20 protein-coding genes are annotated in these 26,014 nt (G+C 39.7%); 12 read left to right on the top strand and 8 right to left on the bottom strand.

What is annotated here, in order from left to right; translation table 11 throughout:
- Positions 1-26: 26 nt before the first annotated feature.
- The 4 genes from KF872_12410 to KF872_12395 all read left to right on the top strand — a co-directional run bounded on the left by KF872_12410 (position 27) and on the right by KF872_12395 (position 3,789).
- Complete coding sequence (locus KF872_12410; protein MBX2904342.1) at positions 27-887, top strand: acyltransferase family protein; 861 nt, start codon at positions 27-29, stop codon at positions 885-887.
- Between the two features lie 66 nt (positions 888-953).
- Entirely contained in the window at positions 954-1,274 is a 321-nt protein-coding gene (locus tag KF872_12405) for a hypothetical protein (protein MBX2904341.1), read from the top strand.
- A 95-nt stretch (positions 1,275-1,369) separates the two neighbouring features.
- A complete protein-coding gene (locus KF872_12400; protein ID MBX2904340.1) occupies positions 1,370-1,834 on the top strand; it encodes an acyl-CoA thioesterase in 465 nt (154 codons plus the stop codon).
- 287 nt (positions 1,835-2,121) lie between these two features.
- Positions 2,122-3,789: a collagen-like protein gene (locus KF872_12395; GenBank protein ID MBX2904339.1), complete on the top strand. Its 1,668-nt coding sequence runs from the start codon at positions 2,122-2,124 to the stop codon at positions 3,787-3,789.
- Between the two features lie 54 nt (positions 3,790-3,843).
- On the opposite strand, the gene tsaD is transcribed toward KF872_12395, so the two are convergent.
- Entirely contained in the window at positions 3,844-4,842 is a 999-nt protein-coding gene (tsaD, locus tag KF872_12390) for a tRNA (adenosine(37)-N6)-threonylcarbamoyltransferase complex transferase subunit TsaD (GenBank protein ID MBX2904338.1), read from the bottom strand.
- Positions 4,843-4,942: 100 nt separating this feature from the next.
- Between tsaD and KF872_12385 the strand changes: the two genes are divergently transcribed.
- Complete coding sequence (locus KF872_12385; GenBank protein ID MBX2904337.1) at positions 4,943-9,709, top strand: translocation/assembly module TamB domain-containing protein; 4,767 nt, start codon at positions 4,943-4,945, stop codon at positions 9,707-9,709.
- On the opposite strand, the gene KF872_12380 is transcribed toward KF872_12385, so the two are convergent.
- From KF872_12380 to KF872_12365, 4 genes are read right to left on the bottom strand one after another with little or no spacing between them, the layout of a single operon-like run.
- Positions 9,706-10,254 (bottom strand): HAD-IIIA family hydrolase, encoded by a 549-nt coding sequence (locus KF872_12380; protein ID MBX2904336.1) that lies wholly within the window; start codon positions 10,252-10,254, stop codon positions 9,706-9,708. The genes KF872_12385 and KF872_12380 overlap by 4 nt on opposite strands.
- Entirely contained in the window at positions 10,251-10,982 is a 732-nt protein-coding gene (locus tag KF872_12375; protein ID MBX2904335.1) for a nucleotidyltransferase family protein, read from the bottom strand. The genes KF872_12380 and KF872_12375 overlap by 4 nt, the downstream gene beginning before the upstream one ends.
- A gap of 7 nt (positions 10,983-10,989) precedes the next feature.
- A complete protein-coding gene (locus KF872_12370) occupies positions 10,990-11,577 on the bottom strand; it encodes a D-sedoheptulose 7-phosphate isomerase (protein MBX2904334.1) in 588 nt (195 codons plus the stop codon).
- Between the two features lie 26 nt (positions 11,578-11,603).
- Positions 11,604-12,575 (bottom strand): deoxyhypusine synthase family protein, encoded by a 972-nt coding sequence (locus tag KF872_12365; protein MBX2904333.1) that lies wholly within the window; start codon positions 12,573-12,575, stop codon positions 11,604-11,606.
- A 290-nt stretch (positions 12,576-12,865) separates the two neighbouring features.
- Here KF872_12365 and KF872_12360 point away from each other — a divergent pair, with 290 nt between their 5' ends.
- The 7 genes from KF872_12360 to KF872_12330 all read left to right on the top strand — a co-directional run bounded on the left by KF872_12360 (position 12,866) and on the right by KF872_12330 (position 22,347).
- A complete protein-coding gene (locus KF872_12360; GenBank protein ID MBX2904332.1) occupies positions 12,866-13,591 on the top strand; it encodes a hypothetical protein in 726 nt (241 codons plus the stop codon).
- 32 nt (positions 13,592-13,623) lie between these two features.
- Complete coding sequence (locus tag KF872_12355) at positions 13,624-15,288, top strand: S8 family peptidase (GenBank protein MBX2904331.1); 1,665 nt, start codon at positions 13,624-13,626, stop codon at positions 15,286-15,288.
- An 82-nt stretch (positions 15,289-15,370) separates the two neighbouring features.
- Positions 15,371-16,132 (top strand): alpha/beta hydrolase, encoded by a 762-nt coding sequence (locus KF872_12350; GenBank protein MBX2904330.1) that lies wholly within the window; start codon positions 15,371-15,373, stop codon positions 16,130-16,132.
- A gap of 78 nt (positions 16,133-16,210) precedes the next feature.
- Positions 16,211-16,873, top strand: a complete 663-nt coding sequence (locus tag KF872_12345; GenBank protein ID MBX2904329.1) for a CBS domain-containing protein — start codon at positions 16,211-16,213, stop codon at positions 16,871-16,873.
- A gap of 100 nt (positions 16,874-16,973) precedes the next feature.
- The gene (locus KF872_12340; protein MBX2904328.1) at positions 16,974-18,758 is read left to right on the top strand and encodes an ABC transporter ATP-binding protein; all 1,785 of its coding nucleotides are present in this window, start codon (positions 16,974-16,976) and stop codon (positions 18,756-18,758) included.
- Positions 18,759-18,997: 239 nt separating this feature from the next.
- The gene (locus KF872_12335; GenBank protein MBX2904327.1) at positions 18,998-20,833 is read left to right on the top strand and encodes a DEAD/DEAH box helicase; all 1,836 of its coding nucleotides are present in this window, start codon (positions 18,998-19,000) and stop codon (positions 20,831-20,833) included.
- Between the two features lie 116 nt (positions 20,834-20,949).
- Positions 20,950-22,347 (top strand): collagen-like protein, encoded by a 1,398-nt coding sequence (locus KF872_12330; protein ID MBX2904326.1) that lies wholly within the window; start codon positions 20,950-20,952, stop codon positions 22,345-22,347.
- 61 nt (positions 22,348-22,408) lie between these two features.
- On the opposite strand, the gene KF872_12325 is transcribed toward KF872_12330, so the two are convergent.
- From KF872_12325 to KF872_12315, 3 genes are read right to left on the bottom strand one after another with little or no spacing between them, the layout of a single operon-like run.
- The gene (locus tag KF872_12325) at positions 22,409-23,314 is read right to left on the bottom strand and encodes an alpha/beta hydrolase (GenBank protein MBX2904325.1); all 906 of its coding nucleotides are present in this window, start codon (positions 23,312-23,314) and stop codon (positions 22,409-22,411) included.
- Positions 23,315-23,350: 36 nt separating this feature from the next.
- Positions 23,351-25,078, bottom strand: a complete 1,728-nt coding sequence (locus KF872_12320) for an ABC transporter substrate-binding protein (GenBank protein ID MBX2904324.1) — start codon at positions 25,076-25,078, stop codon at positions 23,351-23,353.
- 40 nt (positions 25,079-25,118) lie between these two features.
- Positions 25,119-25,883: a 1-acyl-sn-glycerol-3-phosphate acyltransferase gene (locus tag KF872_12315; protein MBX2904323.1), complete on the bottom strand. Its 765-nt coding sequence runs from the start codon at positions 25,881-25,883 to the stop codon at positions 25,119-25,121.
- Positions 25,884-26,014 lie beyond the last annotated feature (131 nt).

Here is a 26,014-nt window from a genome sequence, read left to right as displayed (position 1 = left end):
AGCAGCACATCTATTTATGAAGTGCTATGAGCAGAGTAAAAAAAGTACCGGATTTATCGAAGTTCGATTTTAATCCACCTTCAAAAACATTTGCGCGAAATTTTATTCGCCCATTCAAACTTTGGTTTGCGCCCAATTTTTACGGTCTCGAAAAATTAGATGTGTCTAAACCGGCAATGTTTGTGAGCAATCATACCATTTTAGGCGTATTAGATGGCTATCCGTTTGGGATAGAATTGTATTTAAAGAAAGGAATAATACTACGCTCTTTGGCAGATAATAACCATTTTAAAATTCCTTTTTGGCGCAATTTAATTACAGAACGTTTGGGCGTTGTAAAAGCCAGTCGCGAAAATTGTGCTGCACTAATGATGCGTAAAGAAAGCATGTTGGTTTTTCCGGGTGGCACACGAGAAATATGCAAGAAAAAAGGAGAAGAGTATATTTTAAAATGGAGCGATAGAAATGGTTTTGTGCGTATGGCAATGCAATATGGTTACGATATCATTCCGGTGGCAGCAGTAGGTGCAGAAGAAGCCTACACCATCACCAAAGACGCCAACGAAATTTTAAGCGAAACAGGCTTCGGAAAATTTTTGAAGTTCACAGGAATAGCAGATAGCGTTTTTAAAGGAGGCGATTTGTTTCCTCCATTAGTAAAAGGTTGGGGACCTACCGTAATACCTAAGCCGGTGAAGTTGTATTTTAGTTTTGGCAAACGAATTTCAACCAAACACCTTAAAAGTAAGTTTGAAGACGATGCTGCGCAGCAAACAATAAAAGGAAAAGTGGAATCTGCCCTTCAGGAACAATTTGAAGCACTATTCAGGCTACGTGAAAAGGATAAGAGCGGAAGTGCCATCATTAGAAATGTATTAGTGAGGTAGCTTTGCTAAATTTTGCATCTGCTGTTTTTAATTACACTAATTTTGCGGAAGAATTGATATTTGAACATGTTGAAGAAAATACTGAGCGAGCCGGTTACTATTTATCGCTACGATAAATTTATTACAGGATTTATACCGGGTATTGTAGCGCCATGGCTGGGTGTTGTATTGTTTTATGTTGCCAAATTTAGTTACATGCCATTTACCAACTATATGAAGTTTGTGTTCATGCCTCCTATTTTTTCGCCCATGCTTAGTTTAGGTGTGGTAATGAACTTGTTTGTATTTTTTTTATTTATATCGCGCAATTACTATGTGGCAGCACGTGCAGTAATGCTGGCATCTATTCTATATGCCATTCCGATACTTGTAGTAAAGTTTCTTTAGTTTCTTTTCTTAATCATTGCTAAGGATATGGATGCAGCAAGCATCTTTTTTTAGTATAATCTTACCTTTGTTTCAACATAGTAAATACTGTATTTATGAAATTCGATAAAAGTATTCCATTAGAAGAGTTGTTGAAAAGCTTCCGATTTAGAAAAAGTGTAGAAACACGTTGGAGCGATATGGATGAAATGCACCATATAAACAATGCGGTTTACCTTACTTATTTTGAACAAGCTCGGGTATATTATTTTCACGAAGCATGCCAGTGGGATTGGAAAAATGATGGTGCCATTTTAGCATCGGCTAATATTAATTATATAGTGCCTTTGCGATTTCCGGAGGCTGCATATATTTATGTACGCACGGCACGCTTAGGAACTAAAAGCATAGATTTAGAATATGCAATAGTGCGGGAGAACGAAGATGGCTCGCAAACACTTATGAATGTTGGTAACACCACCATGGTGGCTTTCGATTACAAAACTCAAAAGAGTATTCCACTGCCAGAATATATTAAAGAGCGATTATTGGCATATGAGCCAATGTTAAAGGATAATTAGAAGCACGATTCTGCGCAGACATAGAAAACGGTATTTAAAAGAGGGGCAGTTTGGATGTATAGTTTGTTTATTGGAAAGTAGCATATATACTATTCCGTAAAGTTTGAGTTTTTTCTTTCCATGTGCTAAAGTGGCGGAGTGTTGTATTTTGGGTGTTTAGTTCCAATATCTCTATAATTTATTGTTTTCAACATTATTTTGGTTGAGTGATAAATTTTTTGTGCATATTTTAATAAAAGAAATAAAAATGGTATTACATTCGCGACCCACAACCGATTTAACGTAAAATGAGTAAAACTTTATTCCGTCTAATTGCAGTAGCACTTGCTATTCACACAACATTGTTTGCCCAGCAGAATGTAGGTATTGGAACACTTACTCCGGATGTAAGTTCAATTTTAGAATTACAATCAACCGATAAGGGGTTTTTAGTACCAAGAGTTACAGCACAACAGCGATTGGCAATTGCTAATCCTGCGCAAGGGCTTTTAGTATACGATTTAACAGATAACTGTTTTTACTACTACAATGGAACTGTATGGCTTTCATTATGCCAACAGGGCAGTGGAGGAGCAACGGGTGCCACCGGAGCTACTGGATTACAGGGACCTCAAGGAGCAATTGGTGCTACAGGACCACAGGGGCCGGCAGGAGCTAATGGCTTGCCAGGCGCAACAGGTGCATCTGGTGCTGATGGTGTAGATGGCGCTACAGGAGCAACAGGAAATGATGGAGCCACTGGGGCTACAGGCCAAGCCGGAGCAGATGGTGTAACAGGAGCCACAGGTGCTACCGGAGCCGATGGAGCCACAGGTGCTACCGGAGCAGGCGTAACAGGTGCCACCGGAGATACTGGACCTAAAGGCGATACAGGCGCTACAGGGGCAACAGGAAATGATGGCGCCACTGGAGCCACAGGTGCCACCGGAGTCGATGGTGTAACAGGAGCTACAGGCGCCACAGGTGCTACTGGAGCCGATGGAGCCACAGGTGCTACCGGAGCAGGCGTAACAGGTGCCACCGGAGATACTGGACCTAAAGGAGATACGGGAGCAACAGGGGCAACAGGAAATGATGGCGCCACTGGAGCCACAGGTGCCACCGGAGCCGATGGTGTAACAGGAGCTACAGGTGCTACCGGAGCAGGTGTAACAGGTGCCACCGGAGATACTGGACCTAAAGGCGATACGGGAGCAACAGGGGCAACAGGAAATAATGGAGCCACCGGAGCTACTGGTCAAGCCGGAGCAGATGGTGTAACAGGAGCTACAGGCGCTACTGGAGCCGATGGAGCCACAGGTGCTACCGGAGCAGGCGTAACAGGTGCCACCGGAGATACTGGACCTAAAGGAGATACGGGAGCAACAGGGGCAACAGGAAATAATGGAGCCACCGGAGCTACTGGTGCTACAGGCCAAGCCGGAATTAATGGTGTAACTGGTCCACAGGGTCCGGCAGGTCCACAAGGCCCAGTTGGGGCACAAGGTCCACAAGGTCCGGCAGGACCTCAGGGGCCACAGGGGCCAACTGGTCCATCTGGTTTGAGCATAGCCTCTTCTTCATTATCTTCAAATTCAACCTTTAGTTCAACTTCATGGGCAACCTTCCCTGTGAGTGTACCTTTTACGCCTACAGCAAGTACTGCACAAATAGAATTTACTGCTGCAGGATATGGATATACAGGTTCAAATACACACGTTCAGTTTATTGTGTATGTAAATGGAACTCCAATTGGTGGAAGTATGGAGAAGGTTGGAAATTATAATTCATGGGATGGAGTTTCTGTAACTACATGGTCGTTGGCATTTAGCAAGATGGCAGCAGTTGTTCCTAATACTACAAATACTGTAACTGTACGTTATGTTTGTACGGCCGTTACTGGTACTCCTGGTATTACCATAAATGGAGCTAGTAATGATGCAACCCATGCAACTTTATCAGTTACTTACAAATAGATTTTAGTTTAAGCAAATACTTAAGAGCCTTCGTAACTTTTTACGAAGGCTTTTTTATTTCCATCGAGCTAATGGTTCTACCTGTAAATCGGTAAAGTTGCCTTGCAGGTATTTATAGTATCCGGTAATGGCAATCATTGCTGCATTATCGGTGCAGTATTCAAACTTGGGAATATGGTATTGTAAACTATGGTGGTTGGCAACATTTGCAAATCTTTTGCGAAGTAGCGTGTTGGCACTTACACCTCCGGCAAGTGCAATTTCTTTTACGTTGGTTTGAATAATTGCTGTTTCTAAATTGCTAATAAGCATTTCAACAATAGTGTGTTGAATAGAGGCGCATAAATCGTTTAAGTTTTCTTCTATAAAGGCTGGATTTATCTTCTCTTGCTTTTGTAAAAAGTAGAGTACCGAAGTTTTTAATCCACTAAAACTGAAATTTAGATTACCTGCTTTGGGTGAAGCAAACTTAAAAGCCAAAGGATTTCCGGCTTGAGCGTATTTATCAATAAGATGCCCGCCCGGATAGGGTAATCCAAGCATTTTGGCAGTTTTGTCAAAGGCTTCTCCTGCTGCATCGTCTATGGTTTCACCAATAGTTTCAAAAGTAAAATGATTGTGTACTAACACCAATTGTGTGTGCCCGCCAGAAACGGTAAGGCATAGAAATGGAAAGGAGGGTTGAGCATCAATAAAGTGTGCCAAAATATGCGCCTGAATATGGTTTACTTCAATGAGTGGAATATTCAAGGCTAAGGAAAGACCTTTGGCAAAGGAGGTGCCTACTAGCAAAGAACCAATTAAGCCGGGGCCTCGTGTAAAGGCTATGGCGTTAATATCTGTTAGTTTTTTACCACTGCTTTTTACTGCTGCATCTATTACTGGTATTATGTTTTGTTGGTGCGCGCGCGATGCAAGTTCAGGAAACACTCCACCCCATTGTTCATGTATGGATTGCGAAGCAGTAATGTTGGAAAGAATTTTCCCATTTTCGCATAAAGATACGGCTGTGTCATCGCAAGATGATTCGATGCCAAGTATAGTAATAGACACGTATGCAAAAGTAAATTTCAAAAACGAATAGTTGCTAAGAAAAACAGGAATCTTCTTATTGTCTCTTGTAGCACTGTTTCTATTATTAGGAATAGCAACTGTGATTGTAGTAAACATTCCTACGGTCCAAAATTACTGTGCGCGCAAAACTGCCGAACTACTTTCAGAAAAGTTGAATACAGAAGTGAAGATAGGTGCGTTTAAGCTCACATTTTCACGAAATATTTTATTGGAAGATGTTTTGGTACGCGATTATAGTAACGATACCATGATTGCTGCCCGAAAAGTTGATGTGCATTTTAGCGGTAGGGCTTTATTGCGTAAAGAAATTCTTGTAAAAGGAATTGCATTGGAGGGTGCTTACTTTCATTTACAAAAAGATACTAACGGTAAGTTGAATCTAAATGAAGTTTTTTCTCTAAAGAAGAGTAAAAAGAAGAAAAAATCATCGCCATTAAATGTAAGAGTAGAGGTGCAGGAGATTGGATTGTTGCATACGCATTTCGATTATACCGACAAAAAAGGAGGCACAATTGTGCGCGTGAATGTGGGCAGAATGTTGGCTAAGTTAAATGATTTGGGTTTGGCTTCGGGTAGAATGAACCTTCATTCACTTACCATTGTAAATCCTATTGTAGATATTGTAATAAACCCATTGCAGCCTAAGAAGCCGAGCGATACACTAAAGCCGGTTCATTTCATGATTGGCGATTTAAAGATAGATTTTGGACGGGTTTTAATTACTAATGCACAAGTACTTATCAATAATATTCAAAAGCCTGTAAACCCAATTGGTATGGACTACAACCATTTGGATATTCGAGCCATTAACCTGAATGTTACCAAAGGTACACTCAGCCGCGATACAATTATTGCAAGTATCAGACAACTTTCTGCCCGCGAAAAATGTGGTTTGGTTTTAAGTAATTTACGTGCCGAAGCTCGGGTAACGCCCAATGAAATTGAGTGTAAAAAATTGATGTTGCAAACTCCCGGGAGTCAACTTTCTAATTACGTGTATTTACAATACTCACACTTCAACGACTTTACTAAGTTTATTACCAAGGTGCGTATGAAAGGCGATTTTAAGCATAGCAAAGTGGCACTTAAAGACGTTAATTTCTTTGCCAAAAAATTACATGCAATTGAGCACAATACCATTCAATTGGCAGGTAAGATAGATGGTAGAGTAAATAATTTACGCGGTAGAGATATGGAACTTAAAACGGGTTCCAATACTTACTTTAAAGGAAACTTTTTTACGTATGGTTTGCCCGATGTTTTTGAAACATCGCTGAACTTGCGAGTGGCAAAACTTACTACTAATGTAAAAGATATTCAAGCACTCATACCTTCAGTAAAAATTCCGGAAAACATTGCACGTTTGGGTAATATTAGTTTTACAGGTAATCTCGATGGATTTTTAACCGATATTTTTTCGCAAGGCAAGTTCAACACTGCAATAGGCTCTGCCACTACCGATTTAAATTTTAGGTACAATAAGAAAACAAACGAAGCCTCCTATAAAGGAAATTTAGCCTTACATGATTTCGATCTAGGAAAGTTTACCGGAAACGAATCTATGTTGGGAACTATTACTGCTGTGGCAGATATAAACGGGAAAGGATTAAAATTAGATGAAATAGAAGCGCAAATAAACGGTACCGTAAAGAGTATCTTTTTGAAACAGTATAACTACCGAAATGCTACCGTAAATGGTGTTTTAAAAAAAAGAACCTTTGTTGGGAAACTTTGCATACACGATGAGAACATAGATTTTGATTTCGATGGAATGGCAAATTTAAACAAGGCAGAACCGGAGTTTAATTTCACTTCTACTATTCGCAATGCCAATTTAAAGGCACTCAATCTAAGCAAGCAGGAATTAACTGTAGGCGCTGATTTATCGAGTAACATTACGGGGAAAAATATTGATGATATTGCAGGAACCATCGTACTTAGAAATTTACGTTTGGCAAATAAAGATACTAGCGCTTTTGTAGATTTTGTTCAACTGCAAGCCTATAACGAAGACAACAGGAAAAAGTCGCTACTCCTAAAGAGCAAAGTAGCCGAAGTGGAAATTGAAGGACACTACAGTTTTTCTAAACTAATTCCTACGCTGAAACATATTGTGGAGCGAACCTTTACAGAAAATACAGCATTTAGAATGGAAAGTTTTAGTACCGAAGAGTTTTCATTTGCGGCACGCATTTACGAACCAGGCGTACTTACTCAATTTATTCATCCGGATTTTAAACTAATCCGCAATTCAAAAATTCAGGGAACCGTAAGTTCACGACTTAGCCAAATTTCGCTCAACGGTTTTATACCCGAATTGCAATGGGGAAAAATGAATATCCAACGCACAACTATCTTATCGGGTATTATTGGTAAAGAGTTAGACACCTACCTCAATTGCGATAATATTTACGTGGGCGATAGTTTAATGGTGGATAGTTTACAAATAGAAGCTCACAACGAAATAAATGGCTTTTTATTGAAGGTGTTTGCATTAGATAAGCATCATAAAAACAAGATGAATTTAACTGCCGATCTTTTCCCGCAGAGCAATAGTTTAAAAATGCAGATGCGCCCTTCCGAAGTATGGCTTTCAGATAAACTATGGCAATTTTCTCCCAACAATGAAATTGAAGTAAGTGGTAAAAAAATTACTTCTAAAAATTTTGTATTTGCTAGCAACGAGCAAAGTATTTCGCTCGATGCGTATTTAAAGAACGATACTTCAACTTCGTTTAATATCAATTTAAACAAAATGGTGCTGAGCGATTTTACCAAATTGTTTATGCCTAAAGATGCCGGTATTAGTGCCGAAATAAATGGCGTGGCCAAAATTGAAGATATATTTTATACGCCTTCCATTATTGCCAATGTTGTGGCATCAAACGTAAAACTTGGCGAAGTAAGCATAGGCAATATTGCCTTACAGAGCGAACTGGAGCAGGCACGCAACAGAATTGTAGTAAACACTCAGGTGCAAGAAAATGGAAACGATATACGTGGCTATGGTTATTACTCTTTAGATAGAAGCAAGCCGGAGTTGAATCTGGCATTCGACTTACGCAAGTTGTCGCTCGATTTTTTAAATTATCCATACTTTAAACCGTATGTAAAAAATACTTATGGCACAGCTACCGGTAAGTTGCGATTGCAAGGTGTAATGCCCAAACTGGCACTTACCGGAAGTATGAAAATAGACACGGCTGCTACTACTGTAAGCTATTTAAATACACGCTATTCAATACGCAACCAAGAAGTACTGCTTACAGAAAACAATATCAATATCAACCATCTAATCATTCAGGATATAAACAACAATGAGCATAACAAAGCCATTGCCAACGGTAAAATATATCATTCATGGTTTAAAAACTTCGGAATAGATCTTCGGGTAAATACATTTAATGCCATGATGCTGAATACCGATGAGAAACTGAATCCTGTTTTTTATGGTAAAGCATTTGCGGCAGGAAGTGTCAATTTTAAGGGATTGTTCAACGATCTTACCATTCGTGCCAATGTAAAAACAATGCCCGGCACACATGTGAATTTACCTATTAGGAATACGAAAGAAACAAGCCGCTATTCATTCTTTCAGTTTGTAGATAAGAAGGCCGATTCATTAAAAATTGAAGCTAAGCAGAAGTTGAAATTAAATGGACTCACCTTTATTCTTGAACTGGAAGCCACACCCGATGGAAGGATTGATATTGTGCTAGATCCCGTTGCTGGCGATATTCTTTCAAGTATCGGAAAAGGAAACATTAAACTTGAAATTCCGAAAGCGGGTAATGTAACCATGTATGGAACTTATGAAGTTGCAAAGGGCGATTATTTGTTTACACTTCAAAACATCATAAATAAACGCTTTCAAATAGAGCCGGGCGGCAGTATCAATTTTACGGGCGATATATACCAAGCACAATTAAATGTAGATGCTGTGTATAGCGTGCGTACTTCTACCTACGATTTAATTAGCGATTTCTTTGAGCATAGCACTACTTCGGGCACTTCTCAGCAAAGTGAGGCCGAAACCCGTGCCCGAAGCCGCATTCCAGTGAAATTACTCATGAAACTTTCCGGTGTGTTGGCGGCACCCAATGTAGCTTTCGATATTCGTGCCATAGATCCCGATCCGAGCATTAAAAATTTGGTAGAAAATCGATTGCAAATTATTCGTACCAACGAAACCGAATTGAATAAAGAGGTGTTTGGTTTATTGGTAATGAACCGTTTTTTACCACCGGGAAATACATTGAATAATTCAATGGGAACAGAATCTATTGGCGGAGGCGTAGCCAATACACTGGGCGAATTTGTGTCTTCGCAGTTGTCGCTCTATCTCAATAATTTCTTTTCAAATTTTGTAAATGATTTTGATGTAAATTTTGGCTATAGGCAGTATAACCAACAAGGTGCAACTGCATCGGGCGATGATGCTGCATTGGATACTCGCAGAGAATTGCAATTGGCATTAACCAAACGCTTTTTTAATGATAGGCTCTCGTTGAGTGCAGGTGGTAATGTAGATTTTGGTAATACAACGGTAATAGACAACACAGGTACCGGAACCAGCCGTGTGGCTACTGCCAACGTAGCAGGCGATTTTCAATTAGAGTATAAACTCGATAAAGAAGGCACTTGGAGGGCAAAAGTATTTAACCGAACCGATTACGATAACTTTAACTTGCGAAATAGAAACCGTACCGGAGTGGGAATAACTTTCCGTAAAGATTTCGATAAGTTTAAAGAGCTTTTTAAGAAGAAGAAAAAAAAGAAGAAAGCCGCCAATACCACACCTGATGCAGAAATAAAAGAAGATGAGGAATTGCCGGAAACAGACTAACTGTGGGTAATTAGCGTGGCTAAATCGTTGAGGCTATGTAATGTAATATCTGCTAAAGGATGGTCTTGTTCCATTTGCGAAATATATACCGTTTTCATTCCTGCATTTTTACCGAATTGCAAATCGGAAACAGAATCGCCCACCATAATGCTTTTTGAAAAATCCAACCCCTCAAAATCTTTTTTTGCTTGCAAAGCCATGCCTATATTAGGTTTGCGCATATTGTTGTCTTCGGCAACCAATTTGGTGGCGGTATAAACTGCGTGTATGGTTCCTCCATTCTTTCTTACAGCTTTACGCATCTCTTCGTGAATAAAGAGCAAATCGCTATCGCTCATCAATCCTTTGCCTACGCCTTGTTGGTTGGTTACCACAATTATTCTTTTAAAAACGTGCGAGAGTTGGCTAATGGCATCTAAAGCGCCTTCTAAGAAAATAAACTCTTGCCAATGTTTTACGTAATCGTTTGGATAATGCAGGTTAATTACGCCATCTCTATCTAAAAAGAGCGTCCACGATTTATCTATGGTAAAAGGCAATTTCATACAGCCGAAAAGTAAAGTGGTAATTCGCTTTGAGCACGCGTATAATCTTCGGGAATACCAATGTCTATAAAGTATTGTTGCTGCAAAAATGCGAGCAAATTCAGTTGGTGGGTAAATGTTTCAAACACATCTTTTTCAAACGAAAACTTAGTGGGTAATTCTATGTTGCATTGTGTTTTTATTTTTTCAAAAAAATGTTGGTTTATCCAATACACGCCTCCGTTTATCCAACCTTCATCTACCCATTTTTTTTCTTGAAATGCAGTTACTTTTTGCTGTTGGTTAAAAAGTACTGTGCCATAGCGGTCAAATTTTTTTTGAAGCGATAATGCAAGTGCAATATCAGTTTCATTGGTATTGATGGTATTTTCCATCTGCCATAAATCAACATTGAAGAAGGTATCGCCATTTAATAGAAAGCAGTTGCTGTTGATGCTTTGCATTGCTTTCATAATGGCACCTCCGGTTCCTAATGGCTCGTGTTCTATGCTGTAAGCAACTTCAATACCACTATAGTTGTTGCCAAAATGCGATGTTATTACTTCGTGTTTATAACCTACCAATAGCACTACCTTCTTTATTCCAAATTTCTTTAAGTACAAAAAAAGGTAGTGTAAAAATGGTTGGTTGCCAATTGGAGCCATTGGCTTTGGAATGTCTTTTACCACACTTTGTAAACGTGTGCCAAAGCCGCCTGCCAATATGAGTGCTGTTGTTGTTTGCAGCATGTGGCAATTAGATAACTTTTCGTTCTATAAGCATCTCTTCTACCAATTGGCAAATGGTATGCCCAATAAGAATGTGCGATTCTTGTATGCGTGGCGTATCGGTGCTGGGAATATTAAATAAGTAGTGGCAGCAGTTTTTCATATTGCCTCCTGTGGCACCGGTAAATGCAATTACTTTCATGTTGCGAAGTTGGGCTTCTTGCATGGCAAGTACACAGTTTTTTGAATTGCCGCTGGTAGAAATTGCAAACAGCACATCGCCCGCTTTGCCGTGTGCTTTAATGGCACGTTGGTATATTTCATCGTAACTATAATCGTTTGCCACGGCTGTAACAAAGGATGTGTTTACATGTAGCGCTTCGGCAGGCAATGGATTTCTATCGCTATAAAAACGCCCTGTAAATTCTGCTGCAAGATGTTGTGCATCGGCAGCACTACCACCATTGCCACAAAACAATACTTTATTGCCGCGTTCGAAAGCATCGGCAACTAAGTTGGCAACTGTTTCAAGCTGTTGCAGCATTTCAGTATTTTCTAAAATGCTTTGTTTTACTTTAATGGAAGCAGCAATGGCTTCTTTTATTTTCTGCTGCATGTTGTACATTTTATTGTTTATGAAAATTACCAGCCAAGCACCCAGCCGAAAATAAGCGGAGCCACAATGGTTGCATCGCTTTCAATGATAAACTTAGGTGTGTGAATATCTAATTTACCCCAAGTGATTTTTTCGTTTGGCACAGCTCCGGAATATGAGCCGTACGAAGTGGTAGAGTCTGAAATTTGGCAAAAATAGTTCCAGAAAGGAACATCGTGCCATTCTAAATCTTGATACATCATTGGCACCACACAAATTGGAAAATCTCCGGCAATGCCTCCACCAATTTGGAAAAAGCCTACGCCTTTGCCGGAACTGTTTTTGCGATACCAGTCGCTCAGTTCCATCATGTATTCAATTCCTCCGCGAACGGTGGTTGGTTTTAGTTCTCCTTTTATGCAGTATGAAGCAAAAATATTACCCATAGTGCTGTCTTCCCAACCGGGAACCACAATTGGAATATTTTTTTCTGCGGCTGCTAACATCCAACTGTTTTTTGGATCAATTTGGTAGTATTGCTCCAATACTCCGCTTAAAAGTAATTTGTACATAAACTCATGCGGAAAGTGGCGCTCGCCTTTGCTATCAGCATCTTTCCATATAGCATGTATATGCTTTTGAAGTCTTCGGAAAGCCTCTTCTTCCGGAATGCAGGTGTCGGTTACGCGGTTGTAGTGGTTTTCGAGTAAATCCCACTCTTCTTGCGGGCTTAAATCGCGGTAGTTAGGTACGCGTTTGTAGTGGTCGTGAGCCACCAAATTCATTAAGTCTTCTTCTAAATTGGCTCCGGTGCACGAGATGATATCTACTTTTCCTTGACGAATCATTTCGGCCAGCGAAATGCCAAGTTCGGCAGTACTCATAGCACCTGCAAGTGTTATCATCATTTTGCCGCCTTCGGCTAAGTGTGCTTCATATCCTTTGGCAGCATCCACCATTGCTGCTGCATTAAAATGCAGATAGTGTTTCTGCATAAACTCTCTAATTGGTGTACTCATGGTAAATTCTTTCTTAAAGTGATAAAAACGAAGCGCGAAAATAAAAATTAGCTTTAGTTCAACTGCGATTTATATTTTATAGGGAAATGGTACTACCTTGTTTCGCAAATAGTTGTTTGAATAGGCAAGGAGTACCTTGTCTATTCATGTTATATTGTATTTTTTTAATTCTCAACATTACGGGGCGCAAAACTTCTTTCCAACCAATTTAATAAAAGAGCATCTTTACTGTTGCGTAAAGTTATGCGAGTATGAAAAGTTTTTCTTTTTGGGTTAGAGCATTTTTTTTAATGGCAGCAATAAGCGTTGGGTTGCATGGTTGTAAAGATAAAAGTGATAATTACAACGTAGATTATGAGTACGATTACAATCCAACCGATTCGGGGCATTACATTATTTACGATGTAGATTCTATTCGCTATTCGGCTCAAAAAACAGGAAATGGCGGTGGCTATATTCAAAAAAACGATACGGCACATTATCAACTAATGGAATTATATGCCGGAGATTTTTACGATACTTTACAAGGTATTTTAAAATATAGAATTGAATACTATAAACGCAAAAATAAAGACGATGCTTGGCAGCAAGATAGAGTTTGGTGGGCAACGCGTACCGTTACCAATTTTCAGCGGCAGGAAGATGACCTTAAATTTGTGAAGCTTACATTTCCACCACACGAGGGCAAAACATGGAATGGCACCGTTTTTATTCCAAAAACAGGACAGTATGAATATTTAGAAGGTTGGAATTTTAAGATGACAGGTGTTGGAGTGCCCCAAACCATTGGCAGTTTCAATTTTTCAAAAACACTTTTAGTTACACATGTAGATACCGATGACGATAATTTAATAAGCAACCAATTGAGCAGAGAGGTGTATGCCAAAGGTGTAGGAATTGTGTACAAGGAGTGGGATTTTATTGAAAAACAGGATGTACTTTCTAACTGGGATAATCCATTAAATTCCAATGGATTTAGAATACGGATGCGTGTGGCAGATTACGCTCCTCGTTAGTTTTTTATAGATATGAATGAAGCTATAACAGAATGAAAAATGCCTTTGTAAGAGTAATTATTGTTGCGTATCTTTTTTGTTTTTGGCAAGGAGTTGGTTATGCACAAATTCAGCAGGTATATTGGGTACAGTTTAATTCTAAATCATCAAACCTCTTTTTGCCGGCTACAAGTTTCCTTTCTGCAAAAGCAATTGAGCGAAGAACCAAACAAGGTATTGCAATTTCAGAAAATGACTATCCGGTGTATGAACCATATAAGCAAGCAGTGGCACAAGTTGCCGATAGTGTGATACATACGCTTAAATGGTTTAATGCAGTTACAATTGTGTTGAGCGATTCCTCTAAACTGCCGCAAATACGCAATATGAATTTTGTAGCAAAAATTCAGAAATTGGATGTTACACCAGTAGCAGAAAAAAAGGAGAGCGATAAATTGGCACTTCAATTTAAAGAGGCTGCCGACAATGCAGATGTAGGGAATACTTATGGAAAAAGTTTTAGCCAAGTGCAAATGCTACACCTAAATCGCCTTCACGAAGCAGGTTTTCAGGGGCAGAATATCTTAATTGCCGTATTCGATAATGGATTTCAAAATGTGGATACCATTAGTGCTTTTCGCCATTTGTTTAATGAAAACAGAGTTGTTTATACCGCAAATTATGTAAAGCGAAATACCGATATTTTCACAGAAGGTTCGCATGGCACCAGTGTGCTTTCGTGTATTGCAGCAAAGAACAAAGGTGTGTATGTAGGTACAGCCACAGAGGCAAATTTTGCATTGTTTAAAACGGAAGACAACCAATCTGAAACTATTCTGGAAGAGTTTCATTGGGCTGAAGCTGCCGAAAAAGCAGATAGTTTGGGGGCTGATATACTTTCAACTTCACTGGGCTATAATACTTTTAATGATGGTTTTGCCAACCATACTTATTTTGATTTAACGGGAGATAAATCGGTAATTACGCAAGCGGCAAATACTGCTTTTTCTAAAGGCGTGTTGGTGGTAAACAGCGCAGGAAATGAGGGCGAAAAATCGTGGAGGTTTATTACCGTGCCGGCCGATGGAAAAGATGTATTAGCTGTTGGGGCTGTAAATGCAAGTGGAGTAATTGGGGCATTTAGTAGCCGAGGGCCAAGTGCTTCGGGTGCCATAAAGCCCGATGTGTGTGCACAAGGTGCAAATGTAATGGTATTAGATGTGGTTGGAAGGCCATCTGTAAGCGGAGGAACCTCATTTGCTTGCCCTATAATTGCAGGCGCAGCAGCATGTTTATGGCAGGCCGATTCTACACTTTCTGCAGCAGAATTGAAGACGCTAATTGTGGAAAGCGCACATCTTTATAGTTCGCCCAACAACGATTATGGTTACGGTATTCCTAATTTCTACAAAGCATTTTTAAATACAACTGCAAAGAAGGAGTTGCTGCATACAGATAAAAGAATAGTGGCATTCCCCAATCCATTTAATAATGCAATATCAGTTTTTGTAAAAACAGAAGTAGCAGGCGAAGCCAAAGTAAGTATTGCAGATTTGTCGGGCAAAGTAGTATTTAAGGCTTCTTTATCGGTATTTGCAAATGATGTACAATTGCTTCCCATAGAAGAAAGTAGCACTTGGAGTGCAGGGGCGTATTTGCTGGTGCTAGACTTTAGCGGCAAGCGTACAATTCATAAAATTGTAAAAATGGATCAGTAATTTGGGGTATAAACGGGTGCTTGTTTTTCAATGCAATTTGTTTTGTAAGCAAAAAAGATAATTTTACACCCATAGATTTAACATGAGTTTTAATATAAAGCATGAAGGCAAGTTTCGTTATTGCGAAGAAGGGTCTGGCGAAGTTATTTTATTGCTTCACGGACTTTTTGGTGCATTAAGCAATTTTGCCGATGTAATCAGATATTTTTCGCCCAATTACAAAGTTGTAATCCCAATTTTACCGTTGTATGAATTAGAATTAGAAAATTCTACCGTTCAAGGAATGGTAAATCATGTAAAGGAGTTTGTAGAGCTAAAGGGCTTTAAAAATTTAAACTTAGTTGGCAATTCGCTGGGCGGCCATATATCGCTTATTTATGCGTTGCAAAATCCTGATGATGTAAGAACCATCACACTTACAGGAAGTTCAGGTTTATTTGAAAATTCTTTAGGCGATACTTATCCGCGCAAAGGCGATTATGAGTTTGTGAAGAAAAAAACGGAGGAAACATTCTACGATCCCAAAGTGGCTACCAAAGAGTTAGTAGATGAAGTTTTTGATATTGTAAACGATAGAAATAAGGCATTGCGTGTGGTGCTTATTGCCAAAAGTGCAGTACGCCACAACTTACGCGAAGATGTGCCTAATATAACCTGTCCGGTAAATTTAATTTGGGGAAGTAGCGATTCTATTACGCCTCCATTTGTGGCAGAAGAGTTTCATAAAATACTGCCAAATTCAGAAATGCACTTCATCGAGCACTGCGGACATGCAGCCATGATGGAACGTCCAAAAGAGTTTAATGAGCTTACTCAAAAATTTCTGACAAAAAATTTACAATAGCTTTTCAACCTTTTATTGAATATACAGTCTTGGTAACATAAGTAAATTCAATACGTAAAGGAAACTAAAGCCACCGTTATGCTTGCCAAAAATTTAATTTCGGAAACAGTACCGCCACTTCGCAAGAGCGATAATGGCGAAAAGGCACTACAGTGGATGCACGAGTTTGCAGTACACCAATTGCCGATTGTGCACGATGGTAAGTTGTTGAACTTAATTTCAATGGAAGATGTAATAAATGCCGGAGATTTTGAGTTGCCACTGGCAGAATACAAAACTTCGTTTGCCCATCCATTTGTGTTTGAGTATGCCCATATTTTGGAAGTAGTAAGGCTGAGCAATAAATTGAATATTGGTACAATTCCGGTATTAGATGAAGAAGAAAACTATGTAGGTTTAATTACGGCCGAAGAATTGCTGAAAGGATTAAACACCTTTAGTTCTTTGCAACACGAAGGGAGCATAATTGAATTAGAAATGCCATTGCGAAATTATTCGCTGTATGAAATTGCTAGAATTGTAGAAAGCAACGAACTGCAAATTTTAAGTTGCTTTACCAACATACGTGCCGAAGTAGCGGTAGCCGAAGTTACCCTTAAATTGAATTCTGCCAACCTTTCTGCTTTAGTAGCAGCTTTTGAAAGGCACGGGATTCTAGTAAAAGCAGTGCACCAAGAAACTGAATATACCGAAGATTTAAAGGAACGCTACGATTCCTTTATGCGTTACCTGAATGTGTAGTAGCAGAAAAAATGATAGAAACGGGCAGCTGCAATTTCAGTGTGGCGCTAACATTTTCTAGCTATTGAACCCGCAGAATTGATTTATTCTTGCACTTGTTTTGAAACACCTCTTTACACTTAACAGATACTTTGCGCGGCATAAACTTAGAGTGTTTGCGGGTATTCTATTTGTAGTACTGTCTAATGCTTTTAGAACCTACAATCCAAGAATTATTGGTAAAGCAGTAGATGAAGTAGTAGCATTTTTAAGCAATGTAGTGCCGGGCAACAATGTGTTGCAATCTGCTTTAGAAAGCGAACTTGGCAAAAGCCTGTTTGCCTTCTTCATCATTTATATTGGAGTGGCACTGTTAGAAGGGATATTCACTTTTTTAATGCGCCAAACTATTATTGTGGTAAGCCGCTATATAGAATTCGATTTAAAGAATGATTTGTATCAGCACTATCAGAGTTTAGACACCTCATTTTACCGCACCAATAGCACAGGCGATTTAATGAATAGAATTACAGAAGATGTAAGCAGGGTGCGCATGTATGTAGGACCCGCAATTATGTATTCGGTAAACCTGTTTTTTACCATAGCTTTTGCGGTGTGGGCCATGTTGAATATAAACGTAGAACTCACATTGCTGGTGCTTATTCCCTTGCCTATTCTATCGTTTGTAATCTATTATGTAAACAACAAGATTGAAAAAAGTAGCACCGTAATTCAAGAGCAACTATCGGATTTAACATCGCAAGCGCAGGAAAATTATTCGGGTATTCGAGTGGTGCAAGCTTATGCAAGAGAAGAAGCTATGCTTCATTATTTTGAACAAGAAAGCAACAGTTACAAAGAGAAAAATTTAAAATTGGCAAAAATAGATGCCATCTATTTCCCTGCTATGAATTTGCTTATTGGCACAAGCCTTATTATCACCATTTATGCAGGTGGAATAAAAGTGGGCAGCGGTGCGGTAACTGCGGGTAACATTGCCGAATTTTTGATTTATATGAATATGCTCATGTGGCCCGTAAGTTCACTGGGTTGGGTAGCTTCGCTCATTCAGCGGGCAGCTGCATCTATGAAAAGAATCAACGACTTTTTTGCAATACAACCAACCATTGTAAATAGTACTGCCCAAACACACCACATGAAGGGAGGTGTAGATTTTGAAGGTGTAACTTTTACCTATCCCGAAACAGGTGTAACCGCCATAAAAAATATATCATTCTCCATTCCGGCAGGCGAGCAGTGGGCAATTATTGGAAAAACTGGTTCAGGGAAAACCACCATTGCCGAGTTAATAATGCGTATGTACGATGTGTCTTCAGGAAGTATTAAGATAGATGGAGAAGACATACGCGCATGGAATACCGGCAATTTAAGAGCCCAAATAGGTTATGTGCCGCAAGATGTTTTTCTGTTTTCGGAAACCGTAGAAGAAAATATTGCATTTGGTATGAAGGAAACCAATGTAGAAGATGTGAAACTATTTGCTAAACGCGCTTCGGTACACGAAGAAATAGAACGTTTCCCTCAGCAATACCAAACCATACTTGGCGAAAGAGGCGTTACCTTAAGTGGAGGACAAAAGCAGCGAATTAGCATAGCAAGAGCGCTGATTAAGCAACCCTGCATGCTTATTCTAGACGATTGCCTGAGTGCCGTAGATGTAGCAACCGAAAAAGCAATTCAGCAGGAATTGAGCCAATCAATTAAAGGGAAAACCACCATAGTAATTACGCACAGAATATTCTCGTTTATGCAGTTCAATAAAATAATTGTGTTGAACGATGGGCAAATTGCCGAAATGGGTACACACGAAGAATTACTCCAAAAAAGCGGCATTTACCAAACCCTATTTGAACTACAAAAGCACAGCGAACAACCCATAACATAATATTTTATATGAAAGTGTGGAAAATTCTACTACTTTTGCCGCGGCTTAAAAAAGCATAACACCAAAAGCGGCTTGCTTAAATAGCAAAATTCAGCCGCAAAAGGGTTCCCAAAGCGCACCGGGCAGCGAAGATGAAAGGCTCAGTTTGCTTTGCATCTTTTCGACAATAGCAGCTTGCATTGCAAGCATCGGTAGTGTTTTGTTTTAGAGAGCCTAAAAATTATTTACTTATATTATTTATGGAAAAATTCAGAGAACTCGGTTTGAGCGAAACTACGCTCGAAGCCTTGGCAAAGAAAGGTTTTGAAGAACCTACGCCAATTCAAAAACAAACTATTCCTTTGCTTATTAGTGGTGCGCGCGACATAGTTGGGCAAGCACAAACAGGAACAGGTAAAACAGCCGCTTTCGGCTTGCCGCTCATTGAACTGTTAGACGACAACAACAAAAAAGTTCAATCACTTATTTTAGCCCCTACGCGCGAGTTGGCAATTCAAGTAGCCGAAGAAATAAACTCGTTCAGAGGCGGTAAAAAACTATTTGTATTGCCGGTTTACGGAGGGCAAAGTTATGAGTTGCAAATACGCGGTTTAAAACGCGGAACTCAAATTGTAGTAGGCACTCCGGGCAGAATTCGCGATCATATAGACAAAGGTACACTCGATCTTTCAAATGTAACCCATGTAGTGTTAGACGAAGCCGATGAAATGCTTAATATGGGCTTTCAAGAAGAAGTAGAAGAAATTCTAAAATCGGTGCCGCAAAGCCGTAGAATGCTACTGTTTAGCGCAACTATGCCACCCGAAATTTTAAAATTGGCAAAGCGCTACATGAAAGAGTATGATGTGGTAGAAGTGAAAAAAGAACAGCTCACCACACCACTTACAGAACAAATCTATTTTGAAGTAAAAGATAGCGAAAGATTCGATGCTCTTTGCAGAATTATTGATGTAGAGCCAAGTTTCTACGGTATAGTATTTTGCCGTACCAAAGTAGAAACAGATGATGTAGCCCGCAGATTAGGAGATAGAGGTTACGATGCCGAACCAATACATGGCGATATTACACAAGCACAACGCGAAAAAGTTTTACGCGCCTTTAAAGCAAAAAAAACAAGAGTGTTGGTAGCTACAGATGTGGCAGCAAGAGGTATAGATGTAAACGATCTTACACACGTAGTGAATTTCCATTTGCCACAAGATCCAGAAGCGTATGTGCATAGAATTGGAAGAACCGGAAGAGCAGGAAAAGAAGGAACTGCCATTACTTTTATTTCTCCTAAAGAATTGCGCAGCCTGCTGTTTATTCAAAAAATAGCCAATGCAAAAATTAAGAAAGAAACCTTGCCCGATGCCAAGCAAGTAATAGAAACCAAGAAAGAGAAGTTGAAAAGTGAACTGCGCGCATTGCTCAATGAAGGCAATTTCGAAAGCTATATAGAACTCGCAGGTGAACTTATGAACGAAGGTGCAGATGCACAACAATTAGTTGCCGCATTGTTGCAATATAATTTTGGCGATGATTTAAAAGAAGACAACTACCGCGACTTGCAGCAGTTTAATAGCAGTGTAGATATGAAAGGTATTACACGCTTGTTTGTTGCCAAAGGAAAACTCGATGGCATGAATCCAAAAGCATTGGTAGACTTTCTTTCACGCGAGAGCGGTATAGAAGCAACACAAATTAAGGATGTTCAAGTATTCGATAAATTCTCTTTTATAAATGTACCATTTTTAGAAGCAGAGCAATTGCTGGCGGTATTTGAAAAAAACAAGCGCAGCAAGAAGCCGCTTATTACACGAGCTAAAGAACGCGATGGCGGTTTTAGTGGTGGCAGAAGCGAAGGTGGATTCGAGAAAAGAAGAAGCGAGAAAAGTGGATTTAAAAAAGAGGGGAATTTTAAAAAGAAAGAATTCTCATCTGCTCCGCCAGAAAAGAAAAAACGCGAAAATAAAAACGTAGATTACCTAGATAGAAAAGGTGCCGCACCTAAAAATGAAACTAAGAAGGATGTGGAAAAAGAAGACCGTCCAAAAACATCTTTTTCATTTTCTGATGACGACTTAAGCTGGTAGTTAAAACGCTTCTGCTAAAAGATTGTAAACATCTCATTCTTGAAAGTAAAACAAGAATAGATAAGATAAGTTAGCTAGCTATCATTGCCGCCCCAAAATTAAAGGGATACGGTATTATGATGAAGAAACGTGATGTTCTAACCATTGCAGCAGTAGCATTATTATCTGTTGTTTATTCACAAAGCGGAAGAGTAGGGATTGGAAATTCTAATCCCGAGGAAAAATTAGATGTGGCAGGCAATATTAAGGCGAGAGAAATAGTAATCGGTACTCGCGGTTTTGTGGCAGGTACACCCTCTGCCGATACTGCTAAAGCAGTATTTAGTACTGATGCCAGCAATAAAGGCTTTTATATTCCGCGGTTAACTACAATGGCAAAGAACACTTTAGGAAGTTCCTTAGTTGCCGTCAACAAAGGTTTATTGGTATTTGATACAGATGAAAACCGTGTTGAATTTTGGGATGGTACACAATGGAAAGCAATTGGCGATGGTATAAGCACAGGGCCAATAGGACCTACCGGAAGCAAAGGTGATAAGGGTGATAAAGGCGATACCGGCAATCAAGGTCCACAAGGTATTACGGGGCCGCAAGGTGCAACAGGGCCTGTTGGTTGTACCAATCCAAATTATGTATTGCGCAGCAATGGTACAGCTGCAACTTGTGGTAGTATTTATGATGACGGAACCAATATAGGAATTGGAACAACCGCAACCGCAGGTGTTCGGGTAGATGTAAACGGCTCTATACGCATACCATTTGCAACTAATGTAGATAACAGCAGCCCTGCACTCATACTTAAAGCAGGCGATGATTTTCTTTATGATGGTGAGTATTTAAACCATTACGCAGTAGGATTTCACAAGTATAATGATGGCAGTGGATACAACGATGGCAACGTTTATGTTTCAGGATTTTATGGTGTAGATTTATTTGCAGGCGGCACGCAAGGATTACGCTTAAACCATAATGGAACGGTGAGAATAAATAACCTTTCAGGTACAGGTAGCCGCCCTATTTATGCCGATGCCAATGGCTTGCTTACAGTAGGCGGAGGGAAAGAAAAACATATTACCTACCATAATGTTAATGTAGGTGCCGGTGGTTGGTGTAGTCCTGGTTGGGCAGTTGATAAAATAGTGCTGCCGGCTGCCGGTGGCGAATCTGAAGACGATTGTAAAAACTGCACACCCGGTATTCAACAGCAATGGTTGGTGCCATATGGTGGCAGATTAGCAAAAGTATTGGTGCGCGTAGCAGAAGACGGAGGTTCTAATCCGGATATAAAAGCAGTATTTAGCTTGAATGTAAACGGAAGCGATAGAGACAACACTACTCTGATTTCATTAAATGAAGGAGGGCAACAAACAATTACATTACCAACTTCAGGATTTTCGTTTAGCGCAGGCGACAGACTTTCTGTAGCACTTAAAAAGAGAGCTAACAATAGCGATTATATTGAGGATACAAAGTACTTTGTTACTTGTATATGGGAGCTTGATATAAACGATTAATTTATTGCCAACTTATTATTGAATTTTAATGGAGAATAGATGCAGATATAAGACGCTTGTTTTATCTATTCACACATAGCCATTTTGCAATAAATGCACCTGCATTTTTATTGGCTTGGCGCGCTTTGGGTAAAATTCTCCAAAAGGCATTAAACACATGAAAGTGCTTATCAAAAATTTCTAGAGTAACATCCGAGCCTGCTGCTTTTGCTTTTTCTGCAAGGCGAATAGAATCGTCTAAAAGCATTTCATCGGTGCCAACTTGTATTAGCAATGGTGGTAGTTTTTCTAAAGAATGCAAAATGGGCGAGGCATAAGGCGCATCGGGGGTTGCATTGCCTAAGTAGGCTTTGCTCCACAATTCAAATCCTTCAAAAATAAGCATTGGATCTATGTTTCTTTTTGTTTGGTAGGAATTGCCGCTGAAAGTATGGTCGAGCCAGGGCGAAAAAGTAACTGCACAAGCTGGCAATGGTAGTTGGTGGTTGCGCAAATAAGTAAGTGTGCCAATGGTAATACCGCCTCCGGCAGAATCGCCCGCAAAGGCTATGTTTTCTGCTTTGTAGTTATTTTCTAGTAGCCATTTATAGGCAGCTACGGCATCTTCTATAGGTGCGGGGTATGTGTTTTCCGGAGCTAAGCGGTATTCAATTAAGAGCAATTTTGTACCCGAAAATTTGCTTAGCTGCGAGCAAAGGGAGCGGTGGGTTTCTATGCCTCCTGTGGCGTAGCCGCCTCCGTGAAAGTATAGTGTTACCTTTTCGGCATGGCATTGTTTGTATTGAATCCATTCGCTTTTCATACCTGAAACTTCTATTGCCTGGTAAGTGAAGTTGGGTAGTGGTTGGTTAAAAGGACGCACCATTTTGGTAAAGCCAATTCTAGCGCCACGCAGGTTGTGGTATTTGGCTTTGCGCTTTACATTTTTCAGTATTTGCTTTAAGAAAAAGAGTCTGATGCCCGGCATGGTAATGAATACGAATGGTAATTGCTTGCAGTTTAATTATTTTTTATCGAACCATACTTCGCGATAGTTGCGGTATTCCATTCCATTTACGGGAAAATTTTTCACATAAGGTTGAATAAGTCTTCGGTTGATGGTGTAATAAATTGGAAGCATTACGGCATCGTTTATGGCTATTTGGTCTAACTGTTCGTAAAGCTGATTACGTTTTTCGAAATTGGTGGTTGCCAATGCTTCTTCAAATAATTTATCGTATGCTGCATTCTTATAGCGATATGCGTTTAGGTATGCTTTTTCGGTTGGCTTGGCAGGTACGTGTTTTCCATAGCAGAGTGTAAGAAAGTTTTCGGGATCGGGGTAATCTGCCACCCAACCTGCACGCCAAAAGGCAGCTTTTCCGGTTTCATAATTTTCTAAGTGTTGCGCAAAAGGGAGTTGGGTAATTACAACTTCAACATTCAAATTTTCTTTAAGCATGGCTGTAATTGCTTCTGCTACTTTTTCGTTTCGGCCTCCTCCGCTGTTTATTTGCAAGGTTATTTTCGGGAAATTTTTACCGTTTTCGAAGCCTGCAAGTTTTAGCTCTTCTTTGGCTTTGGCAGGGTCGAAGGTAAAGCCTTTTACGGCTTCGTTGTTGTATCCGTTCATGCCGAGCGGTACTATACCGTTAAACGCAGGAATGCCTTCGCCCTTTACGGTATAATCCACTATTTTTTTTCTGTCTATTGCGTAGCAAAATGCTTTGCGTACATGTAGGTTGGAGAAAATGGGGTGGGTGTGTAAAAAGCCATAATACTGTAATGATAACTCTGTTGCTTTTTGTATTTCAAAGGCTTTGTATTCGCCTTTTAGGTTGCCGTTTTCGTCTATAATATCATTAACGGCATCTAAAGGTAAACGGTATTTCATTTCTAAATTTCCTTTTCTGAATTCGAGCATTTCGGTTTTTTCTTCTTTAATAAAAGAAAACTTGATGCCGTCTAAGTAAGGAAGGCTGTTTCCAAATTCATCTTTCTTCCAATAGCTTTCGTTGCGGGCTAAATAAACACCTTCGTCTTGCAGTACTTTTTTAATGATAAATGGTCCTGTGCCTACTGCAATATCGCGCATGGCTTCACCTTTCTTTTCGTATAATTCTTTTGGAAATACTGCACAAAAAGGCATGGCAAGGCGGTACAAAAATCCGGCATAGGGTTTTTCTAAAGTAATTTGCAGTGTAGTTGCATCTAAGGCTTTTATTCCTAATGCTGCCAAGGTGCTTTCGCTAGGTGATTCGTAATGGTTTTTGGCGCCTTTTACTACGCCATCGAATAACCAGAAACCTTGGTTGGTAGCAGATTTTTTACACAATAATTCTAAGCAGTATGCAAAATCTTGTGCTGTTACTTCTCGGCCTTTTCCACCTTCAAAAGATTCGTGTGGGTGGAAGAAAACGCCTTTGCGAATTTTGAAAGTAAAGATGGTTGCACTGTCGTTTACCGTCCAACTTTCGGCTAAGGAAGGTTCAATACTTAAATCTTTTTGATTGAGTGTAACCAAGCCTTCATATACTTGGTTGGTAATGCGATGTCCTACAACTTCTGTAATGTTTTGCGGAAAGAGCGAGCGGTAATACTCTGTTTCGTTTTCGCGAAAAACCCCTCCGTATTTTACACCGCCTTTTGCTTGCAGATTGGTAGTGCTTTTTGTACCGGAGTTATTGCCGTTTCCACAAGCAGTTAGCAATACGGTAATGGTTAAAATGGGTAGAAGATATAGAATGCGCATGAAGAAAATTTTCGGCAAATAAATGAAATAACTGTAAGCTTTAGGAGAGATAGCCGTTTGGATAATGGCGAACTAAATCCTCTAAGAGTGTTTGCTGTACTTTTTCTACCAGTTGTGGAGTATCGTTGGCGGTATAATTAGTGGTGGCAATGGGTGCATGCCAATAGATAATTATTTTTCCGGGCTTAAGCAGTAAGCCGTTTCTGGGCATGAGTTCTCCGGTTCCAATTACGGTAATTGGCACTATGGGAATTTGGTTGGGTATTGCAATTTTAAAAGCGCCTTCGTGAAATTTTTTGAGCAAGTTGGGAGTTGTGTTGCAAGTGCCTTCCGGAAATATGCAGAGCGATACGCCACTTTTTACTAATTCATCCATTTGAGCAAGGCTAAGGTTGCGGCTTCCTGCATCATCGCGTTGTACCGGAATGTGGTAATGCTTTAAAATAAATCCCAAAAGTGGCCATTTTAAAACTTCCGCTTTTCCTAAATATTTAATGTGGTTGGGAATGCTGGAGCCAACTACCAGCGCATCTAAATAGCTTCTATGGTTGGGTACATATACATACTGCCCGGTAGCATCAATTAAGTGTTTGTTTTTTATCTCTACACGTACGCCCCACAGCAGCAATATAAGTTTTGCGATATAACGCAAAACCTGCCATACTTGTTTTTTTAAGTAATTGCTGCCAAGTAATGCAGGAATAATAATGATAGGAAAGCCAATTGCAAGCAGCCCAAAGAATACAAAGCCTGCCCATACAGACCAAAGCAATATGAAGAACTTGGCAATAAATTTCAACTGCAATGTTTTGAAATGAAAAATGAGAAATAATTTACAATGAGCAGCAGTAATCGCTTTTTTAATTATTGCACGTAGTTTTTTTGAGTGCAAGATTTTTTTGTATTGAAAAGAGTAATAGCAAACTTTTGTTCAAT

The organism is Chitinophagales bacterium, from assembly GCA_019638515.1.
GTDB lineage: Bacteria > Bacteroidota > Bacteroidia > Chitinophagales > LD1 > UBA7692.
The sequence above is the reverse complement of the archived record's forward strand: the minus strand, read 5'-3'. Positions and strand labels throughout refer to the sequence as shown.

What these genes read in the sequence shown, in the direction of transcription:
- KF872_12410 (MBX2904342.1), top strand. Translation starts at nt 27, where the DNA reads ATGAGCAGAGTAAAAAAAGTACCGGATTTATCGAAGTTCGATTTTAAT.
- KF872_12405 (MBX2904341.1), top strand. Translation starts at nt 954, where the DNA reads ATGTTGAAGAAAATACTGAGCGAGCCGGTTACTATTTATCGCTACGAT.
- KF872_12400 (MBX2904340.1), top strand. Translation starts at nt 1,370, where the DNA reads ATGAAATTCGATAAAAGTATTCCATTAGAAGAGTTGTTGAAAAGCTTC.
- KF872_12395 (MBX2904339.1), top strand. Translation starts at nt 2,122, where the DNA reads ATGAGTAAAACTTTATTCCGTCTAATTGCAGTAGCACTTGCTATTCAC.
- KF872_12380 (MBX2904336.1), bottom strand. Translation starts at nt 10,254, where the DNA reads ATGAAATTGCCTTTTACCATAGATAAATCGTGGACGCTCTTTTTAGAT.
- KF872_12375 (MBX2904335.1), bottom strand. Translation starts at nt 10,982, where the DNA reads ATGCTGCAAACAACAACAGCACTCATATTGGCAGGCGGCTTTGGCACA.
- KF872_12370 (MBX2904334.1), bottom strand. Translation starts at nt 11,577, where the DNA reads ATGCAGCAGAAAATAAAAGAAGCCATTGCTGCTTCCATTAAAGTAAAA.
- KF872_12365 (MBX2904333.1), bottom strand. Translation starts at nt 12,575, where the DNA reads ATGAGTACACCAATTAGAGAGTTTATGCAGAAACACTATCTGCATTTT.
- KF872_12360 (MBX2904332.1), top strand. Translation starts at nt 12,866, where the DNA reads ATGGCAGCAATAAGCGTTGGGTTGCATGGTTGTAAAGATAAAAGTGAT.
- KF872_12355 (MBX2904331.1), top strand. Translation starts at nt 13,624, where the DNA reads ATGAAAAATGCCTTTGTAAGAGTAATTATTGTTGCGTATCTTTTTTGT.
- KF872_12350 (MBX2904330.1), top strand. Translation starts at nt 15,371, where the DNA reads ATGAGTTTTAATATAAAGCATGAAGGCAAGTTTCGTTATTGCGAAGAA.
- KF872_12345 (MBX2904329.1), top strand. Translation starts at nt 16,211, where the DNA reads ATGCTTGCCAAAAATTTAATTTCGGAAACAGTACCGCCACTTCGCAAG.
- KF872_12335 (MBX2904327.1), top strand. Translation starts at nt 18,998, where the DNA reads ATGGAAAAATTCAGAGAACTCGGTTTGAGCGAAACTACGCTCGAAGCC.
- KF872_12330 (MBX2904326.1), top strand. Translation starts at nt 20,950, where the DNA reads ATGATGAAGAAACGTGATGTTCTAACCATTGCAGCAGTAGCATTATTA.
- KF872_12325 (MBX2904325.1), bottom strand. Translation starts at nt 23,314, where the DNA reads ATGCCGGGCATCAGACTCTTTTTCTTAAAGCAAATACTGAAAAATGTA.
- KF872_12320 (MBX2904324.1), bottom strand. Translation starts at nt 25,078, where the DNA reads ATGCGCATTCTATATCTTCTACCCATTTTAACCATTACCGTATTGCTA.